Genomic DNA, 26,241 nt, shown 5'->3' with positions numbered 1-26,241 from the left:
GCCGCATGAGCGGCGTCTTGAACTCGCAGAACCAAAGCTTCCGGCCGCGGCGCGCGAGCCTGTCCGGATGAACTACAGGCGCGACATCGATGGCCTTCGGGCCGTGGCGGTGCTGCCCGTCCTGCTCTTCCACTTCGGCGTCTCCGCCATTCCCGGCGGCTTCACCGGCGTCGACATCTTCTTCGTCATATCGGGATACCTGATCAGCGGCAGCCTGCTCGACGATCTCGAGCGCGGCGAGTTTTCGATCGGTCGCTTCTATTGGCGCCGCGCACGGCGGATCCTGCCGGCGCTGACCTTCGTCATCCTGCTCGCCAGCATTGCCGCCTGGTTCATCCTGCTGCCGTCGGATCTGCACGAATTCAGCTTGAGCGTGATCGCCGCCTCGACCTTCTGGTCGAACATCTATTTCTGGAAGACGACGAACTATTTCTCCATCGACGCCGAACTGCGGCCACTGCTTCACACATGGTCGCTTTCGGTCGAAGAGCAGTATTATATCTTCGCACCGATCCTGCTCTATTTGATCTACCGATATGTCTCGAAGCGCTGGCTGACGGTACTGCTGCCGATCGCCATCGGCAGCTTTGCCGTAGCGGTCATGGCAACCTCGCTGGCGCCGACAGCCGGCTTCTACCTTTTGCCGACGCGCTTCTGGGAACTGGCGCTTGGCGCCATGCTGATGCTGAAGAAGCCGCCGGCGCTTGCCAGCCGGTTGGCGATGGAACTTATCGGCCTCGCCGGCTTTGCCCTGATCGCCTTCGGCTTTCTAACGATTTCGGAGAGCGACCCGTTTCCGGGCTACAATGCCTTGTTCCCCTGCATCGGAACCGCCCTGCTCATCTATGCGGGCCACGATCACCCCGGCGCCGACAGGCCGGCACCTCTTGCGACCCGCGTCCTTCGGTTCGCGCCGCTGGTCTGGGTTGGCCTCATTTCCTATTCGCTCTACCTCGTTCACTGGCCGATAAATTCGTTCGTCCACTATCTCTCGCTGAAGGCCATCGGCGTGCCGACGGTCATCGCGATGATGGTAGCCAGTTTCGCCCTGGCGACATTTTCCTGGAAATATGTCGAGCAGCCGTTTCGCCGGAAACGGGCGTTCACCGCCCCATTGCCGATCTTCGCCTTTTCGGGGGCGGCGATCGTCCTGCTCTGTGTCGGCGGCTTGGCCGGCGCGCTCGGCGGTGGTTTTCCGCAACGGTTCCCGGACTTCTCGACCGAGCCGATCCGGGTCGGCGACTGGCGCAACGGCGTCTGCTTCAACGAAGGGGCCCGCATCGACACCTGGAACCTCGCCGACTGCACCCGCACCCAAGGCTTTGCCACCAACGTGCTTTTGTGGGGCGATTCCTTCGCCGCCCACTATGTTTCGGGACTCGACGCCAACGCCCAGAAAATCCAGGCCAATGTCATCCAGTACACCTATGCCGGCTGCCCGCCCGACCTCACCTATTTTTCCTATGCCCGGCCAAGCTGTACGCTTTTCAACGAACGAGCCTTGTCGATTATCCGCGACGCTAACATCCGGGCGGTGATCCTGAGCGGCCGATGGACCGACTACCAGGTCAGGGGCTTCGATGGCCTGCAAAAAACGATCGATCGGCTTCGCGACATGGGCGTCAAGGTCTATGTCATCGGCCAGTCGCCCGAATTCATCGCCGACGTCCAGAAAATCGCTTTCTTCGCAAGGCGGGAGCATGCCGGGAACACGTCCTGGCCGACTGCCATGGATCCGGGGATCAACAAGCGGGTGCTGCCGTTCGCCAAAGGGGCGACATTCATAGATCCGCTGGCATATCTGTGCGATGCGGCCGGCTGTTCGTACGCAGATGCCGACAGCAAGCAATTTCTCTATTTCGATTATGGTCATTTCTCTTCCGCCGGCGCGACGTTAGCCATCTCGAAGTACTGGCCAAGCTTTGCCGCCGGCAACAAGCTCGCCAGGGCAAGATAGCAATCGCAGGTCGATATGCATCGCCGCAGCCTGCGGTGTAAAAGCCGCTTTGCGATTGCCCGAAGGCCAACCCGCATGGTAACGAGGGATCGCGCGGGTATGATGTAATGGTAGCTTGTCAGCTTCCCAAGCTGAACGCGAGGGTTCGATTCCCTCTACCCGCTCCAGCCAATGGCGCCAGCAACAATTTCAGCGCCCGCCTGTTCGTCGAACACAACCGAGCAGCCTCGTGCAAGCGCAACCGTTGCAAGCGCGTTTGCCACTACGTCATCCGATGAGACGAAATCGCCGGTCAGTACCCGCAATTCTTCCACGCCTTCAGCCATCGACACGAAATTCCCGACCGATCGTTCGTGCTTGCAGGCCTCGACCACGCAAAGCAGGTCGATCATTTCGAAGCTGCGCATGTTCGGTCTCCTGAAGAAATCGTCCGTTGCAGGAATATCAACGCATCGGCAGGAAATAATGTTCCCGCCTTGCTGTTCGCCAGCCCCGAACCCGAAGCCTGGCTGAGCCGTCATCCCACCTCTCGCAGGATGAAGTCGTGCAGCATCTTGGCGGCCGGCGACAGCACACGGTTCTTCACCGTGATCAGGCTGTAGGGTCTGACCTCGATGTCGAATTCGGTCTGGACGACGTCGATGGCGCCGGCCAGCCCATCGGGATTCTGGATGAATTTCGCCACCTGGACCGATACCGGCGCAATCGCATCGGAATGTGCGACCATGACCAGGGTCAAGAGCAGCGAGCTGGTGTTGAGGATACGGTCCGGCAAAGCGATGTTGCGGTTGAGGAAATTGCTCTCCATCGCCTGGCGCAAAGGCGACCCGCCCGACTGGAAAACCCAATCGTAGGCGGCGGTGTCCTCCAGCCGCACTGCCTCGCCCTTGGTGAGCGGATGGCCCCTGCGCACGATCAGGCAGGCCTTCTCGACGCCGATGACGCGCGACTCGAACAGCCGCGGATTGAGATCGTCAGGGATGCGCGCGATGATGAAATCATGGCGCGTGGCGATCAATTCGCGTGCCAGCACGTTGGAGGTCTCGACCTGCATGGTGATCTCGATGCGCGGATAGATACGGCGGATTTCGCGAATCGCCGGCACCGCCAGCTCGATTGCCGGTGCCGTCACAGCGCCGAGGAACACCGAGCCGCCTTTGCCCGCCTTAAGTTCGGAAATTTCGCGGTCGACCTCGCGCATTTCCAGGAGGATCGAGCGCGCGCGCCTGGATAATGCCTTGCCGAAAGGCGTCAAGGTGATGCCGCGCGGCAGCCTTTCGCACAGCTTGACCTCCAGCACGGCCTCCATTTCGCTGATCATGCGCGAAGCCGCCGGCTGAGAAATGTTCATAACTTGGGCTGCCGCGCTCACCCGGCCATGGTCGTCGAGCGCGACGATCATACGCATGTGGCGCAAGCTGAGGCCACTGCGCAGCAAGGTTTCGCCGTCGCCCGGCATCTCTCTGTAACCATTTGAAATCGCAGTCGGATTCCTTAGCGCCGCCATAGCCTCTCCTTGCTTCTGCGCGCAGGCGGCCAGCGGTCGTGCCAGCCGTCTCGCCTCGATAGCATATACCAATATTGATATAGCAATCATCAAAGATCGCATTTGACAGTTATGGCAAAGGATCACAACCTTCGCGCGTTCCGAGACGCGACGGTCGCAGACGAGAAAAATCGTATCGATTGAAATCAGCGCCTCGGGGCCATGGGAGGATACCGGAGATCGATATGACGGCAGCAGTGCCTTGGCGCTTCTGCACGATTGCGCGGCCCGCGACCCCCGGGGTGCCGCGTCCATCAACCAGGGAGAGTTAAGTGAAAATCATCAAGACGTTAGTCGCCGCCTTGGCGGTCAGCATCGCGGCCATGTCGGCCACCGCCTACGCAGCCGACAAAGGCCTCGTCGGCGTGCTGATGCCGACCAAGACCTCGCAGCGCTGGATCAACGACGGAGACGCCGTCAAGTCCCAGCTCGAGGCTCTGGGCTACACCGTCGACCTGCAATATGCGCAGGACGACATTCCAAACCAGCTCAGCCAGCTGGAAAATGAAATCACCAAGGGCCCGAAGGCGCTGATCATCGCCTCGATCGACGGCACCACCCTGTCGGACGCGCTGCAGAAGGCCGCTGACGCCGGCGTCGTCGTCGTCGCCTATGACCGCCTGATCAAAAAGACCGCCAACGTCGATTACTACACGACCTTCGACAATTTCGGCGTCGGCGTCATCCAGGCGAATTCGCTGGTCAAGGGCCTCAAGGAGCGTTTCCCGAACACCAAGCCGTGGAACGTCGAACTGTTCGGCGGCTCGCCCGACGACAACAACGCCTTTTTCTTCTACAATGGCGCGATTTCCGTCCTGCAGCCACTGATCGACGACGGCTCGATCAAGATCAAGTCCGGCCAGACCGGCATGGACAAGGTCGGCACGCTGCGCTGGCTGGCGGCCACCGCTCAGGCCCGCATGGACAATCTGCTTTCGGCCAACTACTCGGACGGCAGCCGCGTCGATGGCGTTCTGTCGCCCTATGACGGCCTGTCGCGTGGTATCACCGCATCGCTGCGCGCTGTCGGCTACGGCACGGACGCTCAGCCCTGGCCGATCGTGACCGGTCAGGACGCCGAGACCGCCTCGGTCAAGCTGATCATCTCGGGCGAGCAGTACTCGACCGTGTTCAAAGACACCCGCGAACTGGCCAAGTCGACCGTTGAGCTCGTCGACAAGGTGCTGTCGGGTGGCAAGCCGGATGCCCTCGACACCAAGACCTACAACAACGACGTCAAGGTCGTTCCCTCGATCCTCTTGACGCCACATGAAGTCGACAAGTCGAACTACCAGGCGCTGGTCGTCGACTCCGGCTACATCAAGGCCGACGAGCTGAAGTAATTCGGTTTCAAATCCAGGGGTCCTGCGCAACGCAGGGCCCCTTTTCGTTCACCAGCAGGCCCGGTATTGTTACCGACCTCGCCGGCAGTGTTTGCCGACCTCTCAGGGAGCGGTAGTCCCAATGGCCTCGACGATTTTGGAGATGCGCGACATCACCAAGACGTTCCCCGGCGTGAAGGCGCTGTCGAACGTCAACCTCAGCGTCGAGGAAGGCGAGATTCATGCCGTGGTCGGCGAGAACGGCGCCGGCAAGTCGACGCTGATGAAGGTGCTCTCGGGCGTCTATGCGTCCGGCACCTATGATGGCGCGATCGTCTACCGTGGCGAGGAATGCCATTTCAAGGGCATTCACGACAGCGAGCACAAGGGCATCGTCATCATTCACCAGGAGCTTGCACTGGTGCCGATGCTGTCGATCGCCGAAAACATTTTCCTTGGCAACGAACACGCCAGATTTGGCATCATCGACTGGAATGCCAACGAGACACGTACCAGCGCCTTGCTGAAGAAGGTGGGCCTCAAGGAGGACCCCAAGACGCTGATCACCAATATCGGCGTCGGCAAGCAGCAGCTGGTCGAGATCGCCAAGGCGCTCAGCAAGGAAGTGCAGTTGCTGATCCTCGACGAGCCGACGGCGAGCCTGTCCGAAAAGGACAGCCAGGCACTGCTGGACCTGCTGCTCGAATTCAAGCGGCAAGGCATCACCTCGATCCTGATCTCGCACAAGCTCAACGAGGTGAACCGGGTCGCCGACAAGGTCACCATCATCCGCGACGGACGGACCATCGAAACACTTGCCAAGAAAGACATTTCGGAGGACCGCATCATCACCTCGATGGTCGGCCGTTCGCTCGACGACCGTTATCCGCCGCGCGAGCCCAAGATCGGCGAGGTCGTGCTCCAGGTGAAGAACTGGTCGGTCTATCACCCAATCCATGCCGAGCGGCAGGTGATCAAGGGCATCGATATCGATGTCCGCAAGGGTGAGGTGGTCGGCATTGCCGGGCTGATGGGCGCCGGACGCACCGAATTCGCCATGAGCCTGTTTGGCCGCTCCTATGGCCGCCGCATCACTGGCGACGTGCTGCTCAAGGGCAAGCCGATCGATGTTTCGTCGGTGAGCAAGGCTGTGGAACACGGCATTGCCTACGTCACCGAGGACCGCAAGACCTACGGTCTCAATCTCATCGATCACATCAAGCACAACATCACGCTGGCCAACCTGCCCGGCGTGTCGCGCCACGCCGTGATCGACGACCTGCGCGAACTTGCCGTCGCCAATGACTACAAGGCCAAGACCAACATCCGCTCGTCCAGCGTCTATCAAATGACCGGCAATCTGTCGGGCGGCAATCAACAGAAGGTGGTGCTGTCGAAATGGCTGTTCGCCAATCCGGAAGTGCTGATCCTCGACGAGCCGACGCGCGGCATCGACGTCGGCGCCAAGTATGAAATCTACACCATCATCGCCCGCCTCGCCTCCGAGGGTAAGGCGATCATCGTCATCTCGTCGGAGATGCCAGAACTGCTCGGCATCACCGACCGCATCTACGTCATGAACGAAGGCCGCATCGTCGGCGAAATGGCGGCGAGCGAAGCCAGCCAGGAAAAGATCATGCGCGCCATCGTTCGGGGAGAAGGAAAAGCATCATGACCACCGAAAGCGCTCCCGCGCCGAAAAGCGGCGTCGCCGAAGATGTGCAGCAGGGGCCGCGTGTGGCCGTCTCGGCGCTGATCACGAATCTGCGCGAATACGGCCTGATCCTGGCGCTGATCGCCATCATGGTGTTCTTCCAGTTCACCACGTCCGGCACGCTCTTCAAGCCGGTGAACCTGAGCAATTTGGTGCAGCAGAACAGCTTCATCATCGTGATGGCGCTGGGTATGCTTCTGGTGATCGTTTCGGGCCATATCGACCTCAGCGTCGGCTCCGTCGCCGGTTTCATCGGCGCGCTGGCGGCAATGATGATGGTCATCTGGCCGCTTGGCCCCCTCAGCAATCCGCTGGTTGTATCGATCATCTGCCTCATCATCGGCGGCGGCATCGGCGCGGCCCAAGGCTACTGGATTGCCTATCACCGAATACCGAGCTTCATCGTGACGCTGGCCGGAATGCTCATCTTCCGCGGCATCTGCCAGGCGCTGCTGGGTGGCGGGTCTTCCGTGGGACCGCTTCCAGATGGCTTCAAGGCGCTCAGTTCCGGCTTCATTCCGGACGTGATCGGCCCCTTGACGCTGATCCCGCCGACGGTGAACGCCGCCGGCAAGACCATCATCGGCAGCGGCCTGACACTGCACATGACGACGATCCTGATTGGCGTCGTCGCCGTGCTCGCCTATGCGTATTTCGGGCTCAAGGCACGGCGCACGCGCGAGCAGCACGGCTACGAAGCCGAGCCTTTCACGCTGTTTGTCATCAAGACCCTGGTGACCAGCGCGCTGGCGCTGTTCCTAGTCTACCAGTTCGCCAGCTACAGGGGCCTGCCAATCGTTCTCATGGTGATGGGCGTGCTGATCGCACTGTTCGTGTTCGTCACCAAACGCATGACGATCGGCCGGCGCATCTACGCAATGGGCGGCAATGCCAAGGCGGCACAGCTATCGGGCATCAAGACCGAGCGACTGACCCTGATGGTGTTCGTCAATATGGGCGTGCTGTCAGCGCTTGGCGGCCTGATCATCGCGGCCCGCCTTGGGCAGGCAGTGCCGGCGGCAGGCCTTGGCAGCGAGCTCGACGTCATCGCCGCGGTGTTCATCGGCGGCGCCTCGGCGATGGGTGGTGTCGGCCAGGTCATCGGCGCGGTGGTCGGCGGCTTCATCATGGGCGTGATGAACAACGGCATGTCGATCATGGGCGTCAATGTCGACTGGCAGCAGGTGGTGAAAGGCCTGGTGCTGCTCGGCGCGGTGGTGTTCGACGTCTACAACAAGAACAAGGGCTGAGGGAACCAGGAAGGCATACGGGTCACATCGCGGCGCTGCCCGGCGGCACGAAAAGAAGTCCCTGAGGGACCAGGCTCGCGAGCGCAATCCGAATGGAGAATTTCACCCGTGGCATGGACGAGGTCCTGGCCGCGCTGGGCAAGGTTTGCCGTCCCGGCAGCCCCTGCCAAGGCAAATGAGAGAGGATTCATCATGCTGATCTCCCAGATTCTCGATGACGCCGAGACCATCCGCGTCGTTGCCCGCAACGGCGGCAAGACCCGGATCATCAATGGTGCGCGCAGCGTCTATTCGCTGGCGATGGAGGCCGCCCGCACCGGCGTCGGGCTCGTCGCGCTGATCGAACGCAAGGGGCTTGGCGAGACAATCGATCTCGATGCCGCCTACAAGAAGGGGCGGCTGCTGTCGCCGATCAACCACCCCGATCCGGCGCACCTGCATCTGACCGGCACCGGACTGACGCATCTCGGCTCGGCCGCGACGCGCGATTCCATGCACAAGAAGCTCGGCGCCGAGGGCGAGGAACAGCTGACCGATTCCATGAAGATGTTCCGCATGGGGCTGGAGGGCGGCAAGCCGGCGAAAGGCCAGATCGGTGTGCAGCCGGAATGGTTCTACAAGGGCAACGGCACGATGGCTGTGGCGCCAGGTGCCGCACTGCTGTCGCCGGCTTTCGCCAAGGACGCCGGCGAAGAGCCGGAAGTGGCCGGCATCTATGTCATCGGCGACGATGGCGCACCGTTCCGTGTCGGCTTCACGTTGTCGAACGAGTTTTCCGACCACGTCACCGAGCGCGTGAACTATCTGTTCCTGGCCCACTCCAAGCTGCGCAACGCCTCGTTCGGGCCGGAAATCCTGATCGGCGACCTGCCGTCCGACATCCGCGGCAGCTCGCGCATCTATCGTGACAACGAGGTGCTGTGGGAAAAGCCGTTCCTGTCAGGCGAAGCGAACATGTCGCACACCATCGCCAATCTCGAACACCACCACTTCAAATATGCGGCTTTCCGCCAGCCAGGCGACGTGCATGTGCACATGTTTGGAACGGCGACGCTGTCCTTTGCCGACGGCATCAAGACCGAGGCTGGCGATGTGTTCGAAATCGAGGCCAAGGATTTTGGCCTGCCGCTGCGCAACCCACTCGAGATCGAGCAGCCGGTGAAGGTGGCGGTGAAGGCGCTTTGACAGCACGACCTCCCCTACGAGTGGGGAGGTCGGCCGTTCGAAGCTCAATAAATATCGAAGTCGAAGTACTTGGCCTGGATCTTCTTGTAGGTCCCGTCGGCAACGATGGCGTCTATTGCCGCATTGAGCTTGTCGCGTAGCGCGGTGTCTTCCAGGCGAACGGCAATGCCGGCCTGGGTCTCCGTGCCCTTGACGTCACCGACCAGCTTGCAGCAGCCGTCGCTTGCCTTCTTCAACCAGTCCACCAGCACGAATTTGTCAGAGATGACGGCATCGAGACGGCCGTTCGTCAGATCGGTGATCGCCTCTTCCTGGGTCGGGTAGAGTTTCGCCTCCGCGCCAGCCTTGCCATAGACATTCTGGGCATAGTCGGCCTGCGTGGTCGAGGCCTGGGCGCCGACCGTCTTGCCGGCAAGGGCCGCCGGTTCGGTCGAGGTGAGTTCGGTATCCTTCGGCGCCACCAGCGCGAGTGGCGTCGTATAGTATTTGTTGGTGAAGGAGACCTGCTTCTTGCGTTCCTCGGTGATGCTCATCGAGGCGATGATGGCATCGAATTTCTTGGCCTGCAGGGCGGGGATGATGCCGTCCCAGTCCTGGGTGACGATCTCGCACTCGACCTTCATCTGCGCACACAGCGCATTGGCGATGTCGATATCGAAGCCGACGACCTTGCCGTCCGGGGTGATGGTGTTGAACGGCGGATAGGCACCCTCGGTGCCGATCTTCAGTTTCTCAGCAGCCTGCGCCGACAGAGAGCCGGCCGCCATCAGCAACACGGCAGCACCTGCTGCCGATATGATCCATTTTGAAATCCGCATTTTCTTGGTTCCCTTGAACGCCGCCAGCTTGGCGACCAGAAAGCCAGCCAAGCATGACGAGCCATCGCAGGCAAGTGTATTGCCCGACGGGAATTGGGTTCAGCGCGCTGGGCGGAAATGCTTGGACAGCTTCAGGCCTTGCGCCTGGTAGTTGGAGCCGAGATCGGTGCCGTAGAGTGCCTGCGGCCGCTTCAGCATATGCTCGTAGACCAGCCGGCCGACGATCTGGCCATGGTCGAGGATGAACGGCACTTCGTGGCTGCGCACTTCGAGCACTGCGCGACTGCCGGTGCCGCCGGACGCCGAATGGCCGAAACCCGGATCGAAGAAGCCGGCATAGTGGACGCGGAACTCGCCGACCAGCGGATCGAACGGCGTCATCTCGGCGGCGTAGAGCGGCGGCACATGCACCGCTTCCTGGCTGACGAGGATGTAGAATTCATCGGGATCGAGCACCAGTTCGCCGGCGCCGCTCTTGTGGATCGGCTCCCAGAAATCGACGACCTCTTGTGCCGCGCGCTTGTCGACATCGACGAGACCGGTGTGATGCTTGCCGCGATAGCCGACCAGGCCGTTCTGATCGCCGTTAAGATCGATCGACAGCGCGATGCCGCCGCCGGAAATGTTCGGCGGCTCGGTTGCGACCAGCATCTCGGCGCGATGCAGGTCATGCAGCTCGGCTTCCGAGAGCAGTGCATTGCCGGTGCGGAAACGGATCTGGGACAGACGCGAACCGGTGCGCACGACGATCGGAAAGGTGCGCGGGCTGACCTCGAGATAGAGCGGGCCGTGATAGCCGGCGGCGATCTTGTCGAACTCGTGTCCGCGATCGGTCATGACGCGGGTGAAGATGTCGAGCCGCCCGGTGGAACTCTTCGGATTGGCCGAGGCCGAAATGTCCGCCGGCAATGCCAGGCTTTCAAGCAAGGGCACGATATACACGCAGCCGGTCTCCAGCACCGCCCCCTCTGCAAGATTGATCTCGTGCAGCTGCAACCGGTCGAGCTTTTCCGAAACCTTGTGGTTGGGACCCGGCAGGAACGAGGCCCGCACCCGCCAGGCCTTGTCGCCGAGGCGCAGATCCAGGCTCGCCGGCTGGATCTGATCGGCATCGAACGCGCGCGCCGACTTCAGCGCGCCGGACCGGAACAGCGCCGAAATGTCCTGATCGGGAAGAATGCCTGTCTGCCGCAAGGCTCCACTCCTAGGCCAGGCGATTCTTGGGGCCAGGCGATTTTCTGTTCGCAGGTTCTTGCCGCAAAACCGTGGAACACTGCTGCGGAACCTGCTTGGTACAAACCTCTTAATCAAGCCGGCAATTGACGCAAGCGTGGCGCGGGTCTAAAGGGTCGTTATCCCGTGGTGATTTGGCCGGTCGGCTTGCAGCCACGTTAAACAAGTCGCTAAAGGACCGTCGGGCCGCAAGGCCGTATGGACCGGTTGCGACTTTCGCGGCCGGTTTTTTTGTGTCTGGAACAAAAGCGATGAGCACCAAGAAGCGTAACTGGAAGCCTCAAACGACACTCGTGCATAGCGGAACCCTGCGTTCCGGTTTCGGCGAAACCTCCGAGGCGATGTACCTCACCCAGGGCTATGTCTACGAAACTGCGCAGGCCGCCGAAGCCCGCTTCAAGGGCGAGGAGCCGGGGTTCATCTACTCGCGCTACGCCAACCCGACCGTCGACATGTTCGAAAAACGCATGTGCGCGCTCGAAGGCGCCGAGGACGCGCGCGCCACCGCATCCGGCATGGCCGCGGTGACGGCCTCGCTGTTGTGCAGCGCCAGGGCCGGCGATCATATCGTGGCAGCACGCGCGCTGTTCGGCTCCTGCCGCTGGGTGGTCGAGACGCTGGCGCCGAAATATGGCATCGAGGCGACGCTGGTCGACGGCACCGACATCGCCAACTGGGAAAAGGCGGTCAAGCCGAACACCAAGCTGTTCTTCCTGGAAAGCCCGACCAACCCGACGCTGGAAGTGGTCGACATCGCCGCGGTTGCCGCGCTTGCCAATTCGATCGGTGCGCGGCTGATCGTCGACAATGTCTTTGCCACACCCCTGCAGCAGAAGCCGCTGCAGCTCGGTGCGCACATCGTCGTCTACTCGGCGACCAAGCATATTGACGGCCAGGGCCGCTGTCTCGGCGGCGTCATCCTGTCGGACAAGAAGTGGATCGACGAGAACCTGCACGACTATTTCCGCCACACCGGCCCCAGCCTGTCGCCGTTCAATGCCTGGACGCTGCTGAAAGGGCTGGAGACGCTGCCGGTGCGCGTGCGCCAGCAGACGGAAAGCGCCAGCAGGATCGCGGATTTCCTGGCCGAGCGGCCCGAAATCGTCCGCGTCATCTATCCCGGCCGCGCCGACCACCCGCAGGCGGCCATCGTCAAGAAGCAGATGTCGGGCGGCTCGACGCTGATCTGCCTGGACGTCAAGGGAGGCAAGCAGGCGGCCTTCGCCTTGCAGAACGCGCTCGACATCGTACTGATCTCCAACAATCTCGGCGATGCCAAGAGCCTGATCACCCATCCGGCGACGACGACGCACAAGAATCTGAGCGACGAAGCGCGTGCCGAACTCGGCATCGGGCCGGGCACGCTCAGGCTGTCGGTCGGCCTGGAGGATACCGACGATCTTCTGGAAGACATCGAACAGGCGCTGAAGTCGGCCAAGTAAAAGGCCTTTGGCCATCAGGCGCCGGACGGCGTCTCTTCCAACTCGGCCGCCTTGGTGCCGATGGTCATCGCGTTGCCGCGCCAGTCGACGGCGCCACCCAGCCAGCCGCGCGCCCACATCGCCGGCAGGATCAGGTCGCGCATCATGATCGCCGCGACCATGCGCGACGACAGGTACCAGCCTTTGGACCAGGCCAGGGCGCATTCAGGAAGGTAGAAGGCCGCCAGCACGGCAATGGCGGTTGCCCAGAGGCTGACGCCCGCGCTTGCCGCCGCCAACAGCGCGAGTGCCAGCGGCACCACTGCCCCGGTCAGGATTTCGGGTGCGAAAAACCATGGGAAAGTGACGCGGCGCAGGCGCGCCCAACGGGCCTGACGCGACCAGATCTCGTCAAAGGTGCGCCGGCCGAGCGGTTGCTCGAAGGGCGCGGCGACGAGATTGACGCGCAGGCCAAGGCCATTGACCAGCTTGGTCGCGGCAGCGTCCTCGGCGATCTCGGCGGCGAGCGCACGGATGCCACCACTGGCGTCGAGCATCGGCTTGTTCCAGAGCATGCTCTTGCCCTGGGCAAAGCCGAGGCCAAGCGCCTCGCCGGCATATTGCCAGCGCGCTTGCAGCGTGTTGAGGAAAGCGCATTCGACCTCGGCCCAGAAGCCAGCGGGCCGCGAGCCTATCGGCGTCGAGCAGACAAGGCCGGTGTCGGGCCGCCATGCAGCCATCAGGTGCTGCACGTAGTCTCTCGGCATCAACACGTTGGAATCGGCCAGGACAACCCAATCGTGGCGCGCTGCCTCCCAACCCTTGACGCAATTGTTGAGTTTCGGATTGGCGCTGATGCGGTCGTCGCCGATCAGCAGCCGCGCCGGCACCTTGGGAGAACGGGCGATGGCGGCACGGATCAGCCTGACCACCGGATYGTCCGCATGGGCGACGCAAAAGACCAGTTCATAGCGAGGCCAGTCGAGCGAGAGGGCGCGCTCCAGCGTCTCCTGCGCGAACGGCTCGACGCCACGCGATGGCACGATAATCGACACCGGCAGCGGCTTGCCGGCCGGCGGCGCGATGGTGCGGTGGCGCTTCAGACGCGAAGCGGCGAGCAGGATGCTGGCGAGGTTTGAAAGGATGAGAGCGATCGAAAGCGAGGCGGCTATGAGGGTGAGTTCCATCGAGACCTGGCCACTCCAGAAAAGACGGCCCGCGTGATGGCCGTTTTCAACAGTTCGACAGAGCGCCGAGTCGCCCGCTTCGTGCACACCACCATTGTCATGTGTCACTTAAATGACATTCTTTGTCGGCACCTGCCTTTCAGGCCGGGCGCGACAAGACGCGCACGTTGACCTGCTCGCCCGGAGCGAGGACAGTTCGACTTGGATTGTTTTGGAGCCGCTTATGTACCGCGCCGTGACGCGCAACATCGAAGTGCAGGTCAGGCCGTTCTATCTGGAGGACCGTTCGGACCCGTCGGAGAACCGCTATGTCTGGGGCTATCAGATAACGATCGACAACCAGTCGGATGAGTTCGTGCAGCTGTTGTCGCGCTATTGGCACATCACCGACGGCACCGGACGGGTCGAGGAGGTGCGCGGTGCCGGCGTCGTCGGCGACCAGCCCGAACTCAATCCCGGCGACAGCTATCAATACACGTCCGGTTGCCCGCTTTCGACACCGTCCGGCATCATGGTCGGGCACTACACGATGCGCAACAAGCGGGGCGAGACGTTCGACATCGCCATCCCCGCCTTCTCGCTGGATCTGCCGGGGACGCGAAGGACGGTGAATTAGCTTCGCCTCACCGGCCGCCAAGCAGCCGGTGAGGCTCGTTCTCTACTGGGCCGCCGCAAATTCCGCCGGATCGAAGTCATATTGCTTCGAGCAGAATTCGCAGGCGACGTGGATGCCGCCGTCTTCGGTGCTGTCCTTGATCTCCTGCGCCGAGAAGCCCTCGAGGATGCCACGGATCTTGTCCCTCGAGCATGAGCACTGGTCGGCGACCGGTACGCCGCCGAAGACGCGCACGCCATGCTCGTGGAACAGCCTGTACAGCAGCCGCTCGGCGCCGATCGTCGGGTCGATCAGTTCGGTCGGCTCGATGGTGCCGAGCAATGCCAGCAGCTCCTGCCAGGAATTGTCGGCCGGATCGTGGATCTCCTCGCGCGGATCGCCATCGCCGCCCGGCAGGTCCGGAACGCGCATGCGCTCGGGCGACTGCGGCAGGAACTGCGCTAGGATGCCACCGGCACGCCACTGCTCGCGAGCGCCGCCGACGCCAGGCGTCAGCAGCTTGGCCACCGAAAGCCTGATATCGGTCGGAATCTGCTCCGACTGGCGGAAATAGGTGCGGGCCGCGTCTTCCAGCGTTTCGCCATCGAGCTGGACGATACCCTGATAGCGCTGCGTGTGAGCACCCTGGTCGATGGTCAGCGCCAGCACGCCGCTGCCGAGCAGCGTCTGCTGAGACGTTTCGCCGGCCGCGACCAGCGCCTCCAGCCGGTCTGCATCGAAGCGGGCATAGGCGCGCAGTGCCGAGGGCGTGGAAAAATCCGCCACCAGCATGTCGACCGGCCCGTCGGTGCGGGTCTGCAGGATGAACTTGCCCTCGAACTTCAGCGAGGTGCCGAGCAGCACCGTCAGCACGCAGGCTTCCGCCAGCAGGCGGGCGACCGGTTCGGGATAGTCGTGACGGCTGAGGATGGCGTCGAGCATCGGCCCGAGCTGGACGGTGCGGCCGCGCACATCGAGAGGGCCGACCTCGAAGGGCACGACGTGATCGTCGCCGGCGTAGCCGAATTCGCCGAGTTTGGGGTGATGTTCAGTCACTTGATAGGTTTCCAACATGACAATGCTCCAGGGCGCGGCCATGCCGCCCTGGAGGGCGCATGCTTCGAAACGCGCTTGATTTGCGTGATGCGGCGCAAATAGGCATCACACCCCCAGAGATCAAGCGCCGAGACACCAGGCGAGCACGGCCTTCTGGGCATGGAGCCGGTTCTCGGCCTCGTCGAAGACCACCGAATGCGGCCCGTCAATGACCTCGTCGGTCACTTCCTCGCCGCGGTGCGCCGGCAGGCAGTGCATGAACAGCGCCTCCGGCTTGGCCTTCGCCATCAGCTTGGCATTGACCTGGTAGGGCGAGAACACGTTGTGGCCGCGGGCACGATGCTCCTGGCCCATCGACACCCAGCAATCGGTGACGACGCAGTCGGCCTGGTCGACGGCCTCCTCGGGCGAGCGGGTGAAGTGCAGCTTGCCACCATGCGCCTGCGACCAGTCGATATGCTTCTGCTCCGGCTCGCTGCCTTCGGGCACGGCGACGTTGAGGTTGAAGCGGAACCGCGCCGAGGCCTCGAGCAGCGAATGCAGCACATTGTTGCCGTCGCCGGTCCAGGCGATGGTCTTGCCGGCAACCGGACCGCGATGCTCCTCGAAGGTCATGATATCGGCCATCAGCTGGCAGGGATGGGTGTCGTCGGTCAGTCCATTGATGACCGGAACGGTGGCATTCTCGGTCAGTTCGAGCAGCCGCTCATGCGAGGTGGTGCGGATCATGATCGCGTCGACGTAGCGCGACAGCACCTTGGCGGTGTCGGCAATGGTCTCGGAGCGGCCGAGCTGCATCTCGGTGCCGGTCAGCATGATGGTTTCGCCGCCGAGCTGCCGCATGCCGACGTCGAAGGACACGCGGGTGCGCGTCGAGGGCTTGTCGAAGATCATCGCCAGCACCTTGCCCTCGAGCGGCCTGGTGCGTTCGCCTGCCTTGAGGCGAGCCTTTCGCACCACCGCATCATCGAGCATGAAGCGCAGATCGCCTTCGGAAACGGCGGAAAGATCGGTGAAATGGCGAACTGACATCAGCAACGGTTCCGGGATTACTTCGCGGCGGCGGCTGCGATCGCCTCCGCCAGGCCCTTGGAGGCGGCGCGGATGCGGTTGAGCGCGTCGTGGATCTCGGCATCTGTGACAGTGAGCGGCGGCAACAGGCGAATGACGTTGTCGCCGGCCGGAACCGCCAGCAGGTGCTGGTCGCGCAATGCCATGTTCACCTTGGTGTTGGGCATGGCGCATTTGAGCCCGAGCATCAGCCCGGTGCCCCTGATGTCCTCGATGACCTCGGGAAACTCGTCGGCGACCGCAGCCAGCCCCTGCTTCATCAGCAGCGCCTTGCGCTGGACATCTTCGAGGAAGCCGTCTTCCAGCACCACGTCGAGCACCGCGTTGCCGACCGCCATGGCCAGCGGGTTGCCGCCGAAAGTGGTGCCATGCACACCGGACGTCATGCCAATGGCCGCTTCATCGGTGGCAAGGCAGGCGCCCATCGGGAAGCCGCCGCCAATGCCCTTGGCGATCGCCATGATGTCGGGCGTGACGCCGGACCATTCATGCGCGAACAGCTTGCCGGTCCGGCCGATGCCGCACTGGACCTCGTCGTAGATCAGCAGCAGGCCGTGCTGTTCGCACAACTGCCTGAGCCGCTTCAGCGACTGCGTCGGCACCGGGCGGATGCCGCCCTCGCCCTGTACCGGTTCGATCAGGATCGCCGCGGTCTCTGGCGTGATCGCCTTTTCGGCCGCATCGATGTCATCGAAGCCGACCTGGTCGAAGCCCTCGACCTTGGGTCCGAACCCTTCAAGGTACTTGTACTGACCGCCCGCCGCGATGGTCGCCAGCGTGCGGCCATGGAAGGCCCCCTCGAAGGTGATGACGCGGAAGCGTTCGGGATGGCCCTTGACGAAATGGTAGCGTCGCGCCGTCTTGATCGCGCATTCCAGCGCCTCGGCGCCGGAGTTGGTGAAGAACACCTTGTCGGCGAAGGTGGCGTCCACCAGCCGCTCGCCGAGCCGGCTTTGGCCCGGAATCTCGTAGAGATTGGAGACATGCCAAAGCTTTGCGGCTTGCTCGGTGAGTGCGGCGACCAGATGCGGATGGCTGTGGCCCAGCGAATTGACGGCGATGCCGCCGGCGAAATCGAGATATCGCTCGCCTTTGTCGGTAACCAGCCAGGTGCCTTCCCCATGGTCGAAGGCCAGGGGTGCGCGAGCAAAGGTCTCGTAAAGCGCCGAACCGCTCATTATATGCGTCTCCGGTACCGGAAAATCAAAAAAGCCGCCAAAGCGGCGGCCTGTGCGGCTTATCGTGTTTTTCGGCCATGAAGTCAACGAAAACGTCGCGTAGTGTCCCGCGGCAAGCCCTCCGACGCAACGCCGGCTCACGAGCGACCGGGCAAGTTGGGGAAAACCTAAAAAACCGATTCGTGTTGCACTTGGGACTCTTGTCACCGAGTCAGCGCATAGAGTAGTTGTAGTCAAGAAATAACTAGATTTCGTGCGGCGGACCTAATCACCAGATATATGTGGTGTCTGCCCCGGCAAATGTTGCCGGGCCGGGAGTGGATTCCGATTGCCGCACGCTTAGCAGGAGCGGTCTCATGAACTGGACTGACGAGCGGGTAGAACTTCTCAGAAAACTGTGGTCCGAGGGTCTGAGCGCAAGCCAGATTGCTGCGCAGCTTGGTGGGGTCAGCCGCAATGCGGTCATTGGAAAGGTGCACCGGCTGAAACTGTCGGGCCGCGGGCGGTCGACCGCCACGCCGGCACGCCAGAAGAAGGCGGCGCAGGGATCGACGGTTCAGAAATCGGTGTCGCGCGCCGCAAGCACGGTCCGTCATGTCACGACATCGATCGGCGCAACGGCATTGCAGACGCAGTTCGACGCCGAACCTGTGGCACGCCACTATATCCGCCCGGTCGAGAATGTCGTGGTGCCGATCTCACGGCATCTGCAGCTCGTCGAGCTGACCGAGCGGACCTGCAAATGGCCGAACGGCGATCCGCTTTCGGAGGACTTCAATTTCTGCGGCAACGAAGCCGCCGAAACCGGCCCCTACTGCAAGTACCACGCCCGCGTGGCGTTCCAGCCGGCATCGGAGCGGCGGCGGAGTCGATAACAGAGAAGGGAATAGGGGAGTAAGGCAATACGGCAGTAGGCGTGCGGAAAGTCGCGCTTGCGAAATGTCATCCTACTGCCCTACTGCCCTACTGCCCTACTGCCCTCTTCTTCACAGCCAGCCATTCTTGCGAAAGCGCCAGTAGAGAAACGAGCAGATCAGCGCGATCGTGGCCAGCACCACCGGGTAGCCATATTCCATCTTCAATTCCGGCATGTCGCTGAAATTCATGCCGTAAATACCGGCGAATGCCGTCGGCACCGCCAAGATGGCGGCCCAGGAGGCTAGCTTCTTGGAGATCGCCGTTTCCTGGCTCTGGCCGACCAGAAGGCTGGCCTCGAAAGCGAACGCCAGCACCTCGCGCAGACTGTCGATTTTTTCCTGCACGGTGCGGATATGGTCGGTCACGTCACGAAACAGCGGATGCATGGCCGTGTGAATCTGCGGCAGGTCGGCACTGGTCAGCCGGCGACAAACCTCGACCAGCGGCAGCGCCGCATTGCGCAAGCGCAAAAGATCGCGGCGCAGCATATAGAGCCGCTCGATGTCGGGACCTGTCATCGGCTTCAGCAGGACCCTGTCCTCGATCAGTTCGACCTCGTCCTCGATCTGCTCGAGCACGGGCATGTAGTTGTCGACGATGAAATCGAGAATGGCGTAGAGGACGAAATCCTCGCCCTTGGCCAGCGAATGCGGGCAGCTTTCCCAATGCTGACGCACGGCGGCATAGGATGTGGACGGGCCATGCCTGACGCTGACGATGTAGCCGCTGCCGACGAACAAATGGGTCTCGCCGAAGGTGACCCGGCCGTCGATCAGCTGTGCGGTGCGGGCGACGATGAACAAGGCGTCGCCATATTGCTCGATCTTCGGCCGCTGGTGCGGGTGCTCGGCGTCCTCGATCGCCAGTTCATGCAGGTGAAACTGCGCCTGGACGCGAAGCAGCAGGTTGCGGTCGGGCTCGAGCAGGCCAATCCAGACGACATGACCAGTTTTTTTTGCCCATTCGCCGGCTTCCTCGATGGGAATGTCGGCGATGCGACGCCCAGCCGTGTAGACGCCGCAAGCGATAATGCCGGAGGTCGGCGCAGGCGCCGGAGTCAGGTTCCGAACATTTTCCATCACAACCTCCCGAAGCAAATCCACGGACGAGGATACAGGAAAGCCCGGAAAGTCTAGCGCAATTCGGATGATGGTTCGAGAGTGCGACCGTTCAATTAACCGGAGGCGTCGCGGAAAGGCTGATCTTGTCGGTCTTGTCGCCCTTCGGCCGCTCGGCCGGCATCTGCTCGCCGGTGACGATGTAGTAGATGGTCTCGGCGATGTTGGTGGCGTGATCGCCGATGCGCTCGATGTTCTTGGCGCAAAACAGCAGATGCGTGCACGGCGTGATGTTGCGCGGATCTTCCATCATGTAGGTCAGCAATTCGCGGAACAGCGACGTGTACATGGCGTCGATCTGGTCGTCGCGGTCGCGCACGAAGCCGATCTTGTCGACCGAGCGCGATGCGTAGACGTCGAGCACTTCCTTGAGCTGGGTCAGCGCCAGGTTGGCCAGGGCCTCTAGGCCACGGAACAGGCTGGTCGGCTGGCGTCCGTCGGTGACGGCGCCCACACGCTTGGCAACGTTCTTGCCGAGGTCGCCGACCCGTTCGAGGTCGGCGGAAATGCGGATGGCGCCGACGATCTCGCGCAGGTCCGTCGCCATCGGCTGGCGCTTGGCGATGATGATGATCGCCTTGTCGTCGATTTCGCGTTGCCCTTCATCGAGCACTGCATCGTCGCGGATGACCTTCTGGGCGAGGCCGGGGTCGGCATTGACGAGGGCGGCAACCGCCTGTTCGACCATACGCTCGGCATGGCCGCCCATCGCCGCGATGCGCTTCGACAGATATTTCAGCTCCTCGTCATAGGCGCTCATGATATGCACGGACTGCATGGCGAAATGCCTTCCCACGGGTGTCTTGTTTTGAGTCGTTTCCTCGAATCCCCGCTGATACGCTAGCCGGATGACAGAAAAAAGAAACGGTCCCGTGGAAAACTAGGGCAGTATCAGTGCGTCGGCAAATGAACCGAGAAGGCAGCGCCCTTGCCGAACTCGGACTTGATCGAAAGCCGGCCATTGTGGCGTGTCAGGATATGCTTGACGATCGACAGACCGAGGCCGGTTCCCTTCTGGGTGCGGCTGGTCTCGACATCGACGCGATAGAAGCGCTCGGTGATGCGCGGAATGTGTTCCTCGGGAATGCCGGGGCCAAAGTCCCTGATGGTCACGTCGATGCCTGGCTCCGAGCCGGGATCGCCGCGCGCGATCGACACCACCACGCGGCCGCCCGACTGCCCGTACTTGCAGGCGTTTTCCAAGAGGTTCTCGAAGACCTGGAAGAGCTCGTCGCGATCCCCCGGCACGTCGAGCGGGCCGTCGGCGTAATCCCGTTCGACGATAACGCTGTTTTCCCTGGCCAGCGGTCCGAGCGAATCGATGACGCTATCGACCGTCTCACGCAGGTCGACCTCGGTTCCCGGCTTCAGATAGGGCTTCATCTCGAGCCGCGATAGCGACAACAAATCATCGATCAGGCGCGCCATGCGCCCGGTCTGGCTCTGCATGATCTGCAGGAACTGGTCGCGCGCCGCCGGGTCGTTGCGGGCCGGTCCGCGCAGCGTTTCGATAAAGCCGGAGATCGAGGCGAGCGGCGTGCGCAGTTCGTGGCTGGCATTGGCTATGAAATCGGCGCGCATGCGGTCGATCCTGCGCGCTTCGCTCTGGTCCTTGAACACCAGCACATAGAGATCGGTGCCGTGGCCGACCGAGGAGGCACTCACCCGGTAAGCCCGTTCGACCGGCAGCTTCTCCGTATAGTCGACGACGTCAGAGGCGACATCGCCCGACAGCACGCCGTCCAGCAGAGCCTGCATTTCCGGCGCCCGGAATTTCAGCGACAGCGACAGACCGGGCGCAATCCCGCCGAAGGCGGCGAAGGCGGCGGCATTGGCGTGGACGATGGTGGCGGTTCGGTCGAAGATGATCAGCGGGTCGGCGACGGCGGCCGCAAGATATTCGCCGGAGAGCCGTTGCAAACCGATTGCCTCGATCGCGGCGGCACTCTCGGCCGATTGGCGCGTGCCGGTGACCGGCAGCATTGCCGCTGCAAGCAGCAGCGTCAGCGCCGCAAGGACGACAAAGCCGGATATCGCGGCCAAGGCATACACGCCGAGAATCGCGACGACGCCGGCGATCAGCAGCCAGCGGCTGCTCCACAGCCGGACCGCCAGGCCTTGCGCCATGCCACTCTGCTCTGCGTCCAGGTCAGCCATTCGCTCGCGCGCCCGCACCCTTGCCTCGCACCCGGTCGACCGGCGACGGAAACTTCCGCGCGACCGGTCTAACGCATGACCCAGAAAATCGGAATCGATTTTCTGAAAGGATCATGCGCAAAATCAAAAGTGCTGTAGTGGCTCCCAATAGCATGAGTCCGGAAGCAGAAAAGGGTTCGTCTCGATGAAAAAAGCCAAGGAAACTCCCGCCGCGCCAACTTCGGGTCCGCTGAAGATCAGGATCGGCGGCAAGGAGCGGGAGTTCGATATTGAAAATCCCGTACTTCCCGACTGGGTCGAGGACAACAAGCTGACCGCCGGCGGCTACCCCTACGACAAGAAGATGAAAAGCGAGGAGTATGACGAGACGCTCGAGAAATTGCAGATCGAGCTGGTCAAGGCGCAGGCGTGGCTGCAGTCCACCGGCAAACGGGTGATGGCGCTGTTCGAGGGCCGCGACGCCGCCGGCAAGGGCGGCACGATCTTCGTGCTGCGCCAATACCTCAACCCTCGTACCGCGCGCAACGTGGCGCTGACCAAGCCGACCCCGACAGAGCAGGGGCAATGGTACTTCCAGCGCTATGTCGACCATTTCCCGACATCGGGTGAGTTCCTCACCTTCGACCGCTCCTGGTACAACCGCGCCGGCGTAGAGCCGGTGATGGGTTTTTGCACGCCGCAGCAGCACGAGCAGTTTCTCGACGAGACACCGCATTTCGAACGCATGATCGCCAATGAGGGCATCCACTTCTTCAAATTCTGGCTCAACATCGGGCAGGAGACGCAGCTCGAGCGCTTTCACGATCGCCGCTTCAGCCCGCTGAAAAGCTGGAAGTTTTCGCCGATCGACGTTGCCGGGATCACCAAGTGGGACGACTACACCAAGGTCCGCGACACCATGTTCGAGCGCACCCACAAAGAATTCGCGCCGTGGATCATCATACGGGCCAATGACAAGCGGCGCGCGCGGCTCGGGGTCATTCGGCGCATCCTCCTGTCGCTGCCCTATGACGGGCGCGATCTCGACATCATCGGCAAGGAAGACAAGAAGATCGTTGGCGAAGGGCCGTCGTTTCTGGGAAAGCAAGACTGACGTCTTTTGCGCCGCGCAGCCAGAGGCCGCGCGGCGCGTTCGTCATCGGCGCCTTTCGGTCGGACCGTTCAAGCCACCAGCCGGGCTATGCGCTGCAATCGCCGCAGCGTGGTGTCGTCCTGCAGCGCCTGCTGGAAAAGCGAAATCTCCTGATCGATACGGTCGCACAGCGCGCCGGTGTTGCCCTTGAGCAGGCCGCGCGTCTGCAGCAAGGCGGCGACCGGCTTCTTGACAAGCTGTCTCGCCCGGCCGAGGGCCGCGTCCTCGACGCTGCCGCCCGGCACGATCTCGGCGACGAGGCCGAGCGCCCTGGCATCCTCGGCGCGAAGTGTGTCGCCGAGGCAGAAGAAGCGGAAAGCACCGGCATAGCCGAGTTTCTGCGGCGCCAGGATGCTGGTCGCGGCATCCGGGACCAGGCCGAAATCGACGAACGGCACCCGGAACGTGCTTTGATCGGACGCGATCACCATGTCGCAATGGAACAGGATCGTGCAGCCGACGCCGACGGCATCGCCATCGACGCAGGCAAGGATGGGCTTGGGGAACGTCGCCAGCGTGCGAAACAGATCGGTGACGGCGGCGATCAGTTTCTGGTGCTTGGTGGCGTCGAGGAACTCGGAGAAATCGCCGCCGAGGCAGAAGCAGCCTGACAGGCCGCGTAGCACGACGACGCGCACCTCCTCATTGTCGGCGGCTTCATGGAAGGTCTTTGCCAGGCTTTCGTAGGCTCTTCTGTCCAGCACCGGCCGGCCGTCATTCGACGATACGGTGACAATTAGCGTGTGGTTGCGGAGTTCTGGTTGCGGATGGGGGCTCATGACTGTCTCCGATTTCACGACGCACGCCTTTGGCCGAGCATGTCGGGGTATCCCCTGGTCAGCACGGGAGCAAAATGATTGCGGCGCGAACGCACCACATCGAGCGTGTGCTCGTTGAAGGTAAGCAAGGTGGCTACGACCTGCTGGTTGCCGTAGGTGCGCTGATAGCCCAGCGGGGTCGCCAGGAAATGCAGCTGCAATGCGCGCAGCACCCACATCGGCTCGAACTCGATGATCACCTGGTTGACGTTGCGCTTCAGTCCCCACTCGACGAAGCCAGCGATCAGCTCGGTGCCGACGGTTGACACGCCGCGACGGCCATCGCGGTAACCTGGAGCGACCGCATAGCGGGTCAACTCGTAAATGTTGGGTCCGGAGGGCGGCGTTCCTTCAAAGAGGTCGGTCAGCACCTCGGTCAGAAGATGTCCCCGCGTCGTCGGCAAAAGCCTCTGGTAGCCTGCGACTTCACTGCCCCTGATGACGATTTGATGGACGGCCTCGTCATGATCGAACTGGTCGCATTCGAGCCCGTCGGGGCGCCTGAGGTCCTCCCATCCCATCTCCTCGACGAATATCTTGTAGCGCAAGCGATGGACCGCCTCCCAAAGGTCCGGGCGTTCCATCAATTCTTGGGTTGTGAGAGAAAAAAGCATTCCGTCATCTCCTGGTTTCAGAGGAAGATACGGCCGTGCTTCGATGAGAAAATTGCGTGATCGCGTAGGCTAGAATTGCTAGGCCGGCACGGCCGACCTAACTAATGTAGCCCCGCCTTATCGCTTCGGCGACCGCCTGAACCCGGTTGACGGCACCAAGTTTGCTTTTGGCGTTAAGAAGATGTTTCTCCGAGGTATGTTCGGAGATGCCGAGGATTTGCGATATCTCCCACTCGGACTTGCCGACGGCGGCCCATTGCAGGCATTCGCGTTCGCGCGGCGTCAGTACGATGTGATCGATGGTGTTGCTCGCCATCGTGTGGAGCTGCATGGCGCGGCCGACCGCATAGGTCGACACCAGCGACACCAGGCCGAAATCGGCCGCCGACAATTCGACTGCCTCGCCGCCCAGCGACACCATGACGATCTGGCCGTCGAGCGTGATCAGCGGGAAGGCCAGTCCGTCGCGCAACTTGAACGCGCCGGCATCGCCCATCACTTCGCCGCTGCTTTTGTCGATGCGGGCGCCCTGTGAGGCTTCGCGCCACTGGAACGGCGCCTGCAGCTGTTTCATGTGGCTGACGACCGGGTCGTGATCGACATAGTTGCGCGCTACATAGCGCTCCAGCCATTCAACAGGCCAGTCGCACAGAAGCACATGCTGCTTTTGCTGGCCGCTTGGCGTGCCCGGCTGCGGCACGGTTCCCGCCATCAGAGCGGTGAGCCCGAAATCCGACGTTACACCCAGCAACGTTTCGCAGACTGCCGCCGCCGTTCCGGCGTGCTGCAGTTGGTCTATGAATTCCAGCGTGCGATCGAACTGACCCATCGCAACATCAACCCTATGTTGCCTCATGCATTGCGACCAATGATGCGTGCTTCGTTTGCACTTCACCACCGACCACGGATTGCAAACCGCATGTTTCCGGTCGTGGTTCTCACCTTGGTCCCCCAACCAAGGCAGCCACTGCTATTTGCAAACTCCCTAAAGCATATCCTGAAATTGACGCGTTGAAATCAAAAAGCATTGTACCTTTGTCATTTTCGTACCAAAACCTGCCAACACGACTGCGGCGGAGTCTGATCGTGGCGTTCCAGTGGAGGTCTTTGGCTCTTGCGTCGCTGCTGATCGCAGCGCTGTCGGTCGCCGGTACCGCGCGTGCCGCTGAGCCGCAGGTGCCGGTGCTGTGGGATGCAAAGGAGCGGCTGCCGAAACCGGACCTTTCGGCACTGCCCCGGCTGCGCTTCCTGACGACCACGGATTTTCCACCCTTCAATTTCCTTGACGGCTCGGGAAAACTGTCCGGTTTCCATATCGATCTGGCGCGCGCCATCTGCGCCGAGCTGGGTATTGTCGACAAATGCCAGATCCAGGCCCTGCCCTGGGCAGAGCTCGAAGGCGCGCTGCAGAAAGGCGAGGGCGAAGCGATCATCGCCGGCATCGCCGCAACGGCCGAATCGCGCTCGACCTATGCCTTCTCACGCTCTTACCTGCAGTTCCCGGCCCGCTTCGTCACGCAGAAGAGCAAGGATCTAACCGACCCGGTCTTTGACAAATTGCGCGGCAAGCGTGTCGGCGTGCTCGCCGGCTCGGCGCATGAGCGCATGCTGCGCGACTATTTCAACACCGTTCAGATCGTCCCCTTCGACAGGCCGGAAGATCTCTATGCCGATCTCAAGGCCGGCAAGCTCGACGCCGCCTTCGGCGACGGCATGCGGCTGGCCTTCTGGCTGGGCGGATCGGATGCGGCCGGCTGCTGCCGCTTTGCCGGCGGACCGTATCTAGCGCCCGAGTACCTGGGTTCTGGCATGGCCATCGCCACCAGGGCGGACGATCCAGCACTGGCCGCCGCGTTCGACTACGCGCTGCAGGAGATCTCGATGAAAGGCACGTTCGCCGAATTCTATCTGCGCTATTTCCCGGTCAGCTTTTTCTAGGCCCCGAAAGGCA

General features: G+C 62.2%; 24 protein-coding genes, 1 tRNA gene and 1 riboswitch. Of the genes, 11 read left to right on the top strand and 14 right to left on the bottom strand.

Going from position 1 to position 26,241, the window contains the following annotated elements:
- Positions 1–67: 67 nt before the first annotated feature.
- Positions 68–1,957: an acyltransferase family protein gene (locus AC1DYW_RS05730; RefSeq protein WP_477225372.1), complete on the top strand. Its 1,890-nt coding sequence runs from the start codon at positions 68–70 to the stop codon at positions 1,955–1,957.
- A 93-nt stretch (positions 1,958–2,050) separates the two neighbouring features.
- Positions 2,051–2,124 (top strand) — tRNA-Gly (locus tag AC1DYW_RS05725).
- On the opposite strand, the gene AC1DYW_RS05720 is transcribed toward AC1DYW_RS05725, so the two are convergent.
- The gene (locus AC1DYW_RS05720) at positions 2,113–2,364 is read right to left on the bottom strand and encodes a hypothetical protein (RefSeq protein WP_457154195.1); all 252 of its coding nucleotides are present in this window, start codon (positions 2,362–2,364) and stop codon (positions 2,113–2,115) included. The two genes, AC1DYW_RS05725 and AC1DYW_RS05720, sit on opposite strands and share 12 nt — an antisense overlap.
- Before the next feature lie 110 nt (positions 2,365–2,474).
- A complete protein-coding gene (locus AC1DYW_RS05715) occupies positions 2,475–3,464 on the bottom strand; it encodes a LysR family transcriptional regulator (protein WP_477225371.1) in 990 nt (329 codons plus the stop codon).
- 311 nt (positions 3,465–3,775) lie between these two features.
- Here AC1DYW_RS05715 and chvE point away from each other — a divergent pair, with 311 nt between their 5' ends.
- From chvE to araD1, 4 genes are all read left to right on the top strand, one after another.
- Entirely contained in the window at positions 3,776–4,846 is a 1,071-nt protein-coding gene (gene chvE / locus AC1DYW_RS05710) for a multiple monosaccharide ABC transporter substrate-binding protein (protein ID WP_184877702.1), read from the top strand.
- Between the two features lie 121 nt (positions 4,847–4,967).
- Positions 4,968–6,500 (top strand): multiple monosaccharide ABC transporter ATP-binding protein, encoded by a 1,533-nt coding sequence (gene mmsA / locus AC1DYW_RS05705; protein ID WP_477225370.1) that lies wholly within the window; start codon positions 4,968–4,970, stop codon positions 6,498–6,500.
- Positions 6,497–7,789 (top strand): multiple monosaccharide ABC transporter permease, encoded by a 1,293-nt coding sequence (gene mmsB / locus AC1DYW_RS05700; RefSeq protein WP_095082262.1) that lies wholly within the window; start codon positions 6,497–6,499, stop codon positions 7,787–7,789. The genes mmsA and mmsB overlap by 4 nt, the downstream gene beginning before the upstream one ends.
- Before the next feature lie 192 nt (positions 7,790–7,981).
- The gene (araD1, locus tag AC1DYW_RS05695) at positions 7,982–8,974 is read left to right on the top strand and encodes an AraD1 family protein (protein ID WP_457152065.1); all 993 of its coding nucleotides are present in this window, start codon (positions 7,982–7,984) and stop codon (positions 8,972–8,974) included.
- Between the two features lie 44 nt (positions 8,975–9,018).
- Here araD1 and AC1DYW_RS05690 read toward each other — a convergent pair whose 3' ends face one another.
- Together AC1DYW_RS05690 and AC1DYW_RS05685 are read right to left on the bottom strand one after the other, a co-directional pair.
- Entirely contained in the window at positions 9,019–9,792 is a 774-nt protein-coding gene (locus tag AC1DYW_RS05690) for an ABC transporter substrate-binding protein (protein WP_095084265.1), read from the bottom strand.
- A 99-nt stretch (positions 9,793–9,891) separates the two neighbouring features.
- Positions 9,892–10,986 carry a 2'-deoxycytidine 5'-triphosphate deaminase gene (locus AC1DYW_RS05685; protein ID WP_457152064.1) on the bottom strand — a complete coding sequence of 365 codons (1,095 nt, stop codon included), beginning with the start codon at positions 10,984–10,986 and terminating at the stop codon, positions 9,892–9,894.
- Positions 10,987–11,141: 155 nt separating this feature from the next.
- Positions 11,142–11,219: riboswitch (SAM riboswitch) on the top strand.
- Positions 11,220–11,276: 57 nt separating this feature from the next.
- Here AC1DYW_RS05685 and AC1DYW_RS05680 point away from each other — a divergent pair.
- Positions 11,277–12,467, top strand: coding sequence for an O-succinylhomoserine sulfhydrylase (locus AC1DYW_RS05680; protein WP_457152063.1), 1,191 nt, complete (start codon positions 11,277–11,279; stop codon positions 12,465–12,467).
- Positions 12,468–12,481: 14 nt separating this feature from the next.
- Here AC1DYW_RS05680 and AC1DYW_RS05675 read toward each other — a convergent pair whose 3' ends face one another.
- On the bottom strand, positions 12,482–13,633 hold the full coding sequence (locus AC1DYW_RS05675) for a ceramide glucosyltransferase (protein ID WP_477225369.1): 1,152 nt from the start codon (positions 13,631–13,633) through the stop codon (positions 12,482–12,484).
- A gap of 223 nt (positions 13,634–13,856) precedes the next feature.
- On the opposite strand from AC1DYW_RS05675, the gene apaG reads away from it, so the two are divergent.
- Positions 13,857–14,249, top strand: a complete 393-nt coding sequence (gene apaG, locus AC1DYW_RS05670; protein WP_091579771.1) for a Co2+/Mg2+ efflux protein ApaG — start codon at positions 13,857–13,859, stop codon at positions 14,247–14,249.
- Between the two features lie 42 nt (positions 14,250–14,291).
- On the opposite strand, the gene AC1DYW_RS05665 is transcribed toward apaG, so the two are convergent.
- From AC1DYW_RS05665 to AC1DYW_RS05655, 3 genes are all read right to left on the bottom strand, one after another.
- The gene (locus AC1DYW_RS05665; protein ID WP_457152061.1) at positions 14,292–15,326 is read right to left on the bottom strand and encodes an Hsp33 family molecular chaperone; all 1,035 of its coding nucleotides are present in this window, start codon (positions 15,324–15,326) and stop codon (positions 14,292–14,294) included.
- Between the two features lie 78 nt (positions 15,327–15,404).
- Positions 15,405–16,316: an ornithine carbamoyltransferase gene (argF, locus tag AC1DYW_RS05660; protein WP_457152060.1), complete on the bottom strand. Its 912-nt coding sequence runs from the start codon at positions 16,314–16,316 to the stop codon at positions 15,405–15,407.
- A gap of 17 nt (positions 16,317–16,333) precedes the next feature.
- Positions 16,334–17,533, bottom strand: coding sequence for an acetylornithine transaminase (locus tag AC1DYW_RS05655; RefSeq protein ID WP_477225368.1), 1,200 nt, complete (start codon positions 17,531–17,533; stop codon positions 16,334–16,336).
- A gap of 356 nt (positions 17,534–17,889) precedes the next feature.
- Here AC1DYW_RS05655 and AC1DYW_RS05650 point away from each other — a divergent pair, with 356 nt between their 5' ends.
- The gene (locus AC1DYW_RS05650) at positions 17,890–18,408 is read left to right on the top strand and encodes a GcrA family cell cycle regulator (RefSeq protein WP_457152058.1); all 519 of its coding nucleotides are present in this window, start codon (positions 17,890–17,892) and stop codon (positions 18,406–18,408) included.
- 111 nt (positions 18,409–18,519) lie between these two features.
- On the opposite strand, the gene AC1DYW_RS05645 is transcribed toward AC1DYW_RS05650, so the two are convergent.
- The 3 genes from AC1DYW_RS05645 to AC1DYW_RS05635 form a co-directional block, all read right to left on the bottom strand.
- A complete protein-coding gene (locus AC1DYW_RS05645) occupies positions 18,520–19,530 on the bottom strand; it encodes a magnesium and cobalt transport protein CorA (RefSeq protein WP_095082303.1) in 1,011 nt (336 codons plus the stop codon).
- Positions 19,531–19,621: 91 nt separating this feature from the next.
- On the bottom strand, positions 19,622–20,347 hold the full coding sequence (gene phoU / locus AC1DYW_RS05640; RefSeq protein ID WP_477225367.1) for a phosphate signaling complex protein PhoU: 726 nt from the start codon (positions 20,345–20,347) through the stop codon (positions 19,622–19,624).
- Between the two features lie 113 nt (positions 20,348–20,460).
- A complete protein-coding gene (locus tag AC1DYW_RS05635; protein WP_477225366.1) occupies positions 20,461–21,726 on the bottom strand; it encodes a sensor histidine kinase in 1,266 nt (421 codons plus the stop codon).
- A 184-nt stretch (positions 21,727–21,910) separates the two neighbouring features.
- Here AC1DYW_RS05635 and ppk2 point away from each other — a divergent pair, with 184 nt between their 5' ends.
- Positions 21,911–22,819 (top strand): polyphosphate kinase 2, encoded by a 909-nt coding sequence (ppk2, locus tag AC1DYW_RS05630; protein WP_477225365.1) that lies wholly within the window; start codon positions 21,911–21,913, stop codon positions 22,817–22,819.
- A gap of 68 nt (positions 22,820–22,887) precedes the next feature.
- Here ppk2 and AC1DYW_RS05625 read toward each other — a convergent pair whose 3' ends face one another.
- The 3 genes from AC1DYW_RS05625 to AC1DYW_RS05615 all read right to left on the bottom strand — a co-directional run bounded on the left by AC1DYW_RS05625 (position 22,888) and on the right by AC1DYW_RS05615 (position 25,119).
- On the bottom strand, positions 22,888–23,637 hold the full coding sequence (locus tag AC1DYW_RS05625) for an enoyl-CoA hydratase-related protein (protein WP_457151617.1): 750 nt from the start codon (positions 23,635–23,637) through the stop codon (positions 22,888–22,890).
- Between the two features lie 14 nt (positions 23,638–23,651).
- Positions 23,652–24,290, bottom strand: a complete 639-nt coding sequence (locus AC1DYW_RS05620; protein ID WP_095082315.1) for an acyl-homoserine-lactone synthase — start codon at positions 24,288–24,290, stop codon at positions 23,652–23,654.
- 97 nt (positions 24,291–24,387) lie between these two features.
- Entirely contained in the window at positions 24,388–25,119 is a 732-nt protein-coding gene (locus AC1DYW_RS05615) for a helix-turn-helix transcriptional regulator (protein WP_095082317.1), read from the bottom strand.
- 257 nt (positions 25,120–25,376) lie between these two features.
- Here AC1DYW_RS05615 and AC1DYW_RS05610 point away from each other — a divergent pair, with 257 nt between their 5' ends.
- Positions 25,377–26,228 (top strand): transporter substrate-binding domain-containing protein, encoded by an 852-nt coding sequence (locus AC1DYW_RS05610; protein WP_457151616.1) that lies wholly within the window; start codon positions 25,377–25,379, stop codon positions 26,226–26,228.
- The last annotated feature ends 13 nt before the right edge of the window (positions 26,229–26,241 follow it).

This window comes from Mesorhizobium sp. P2_D5, assembly GCF_056404355.1.
This window is presented reverse-complemented; position numbering and strand designations above follow the sequence as displayed.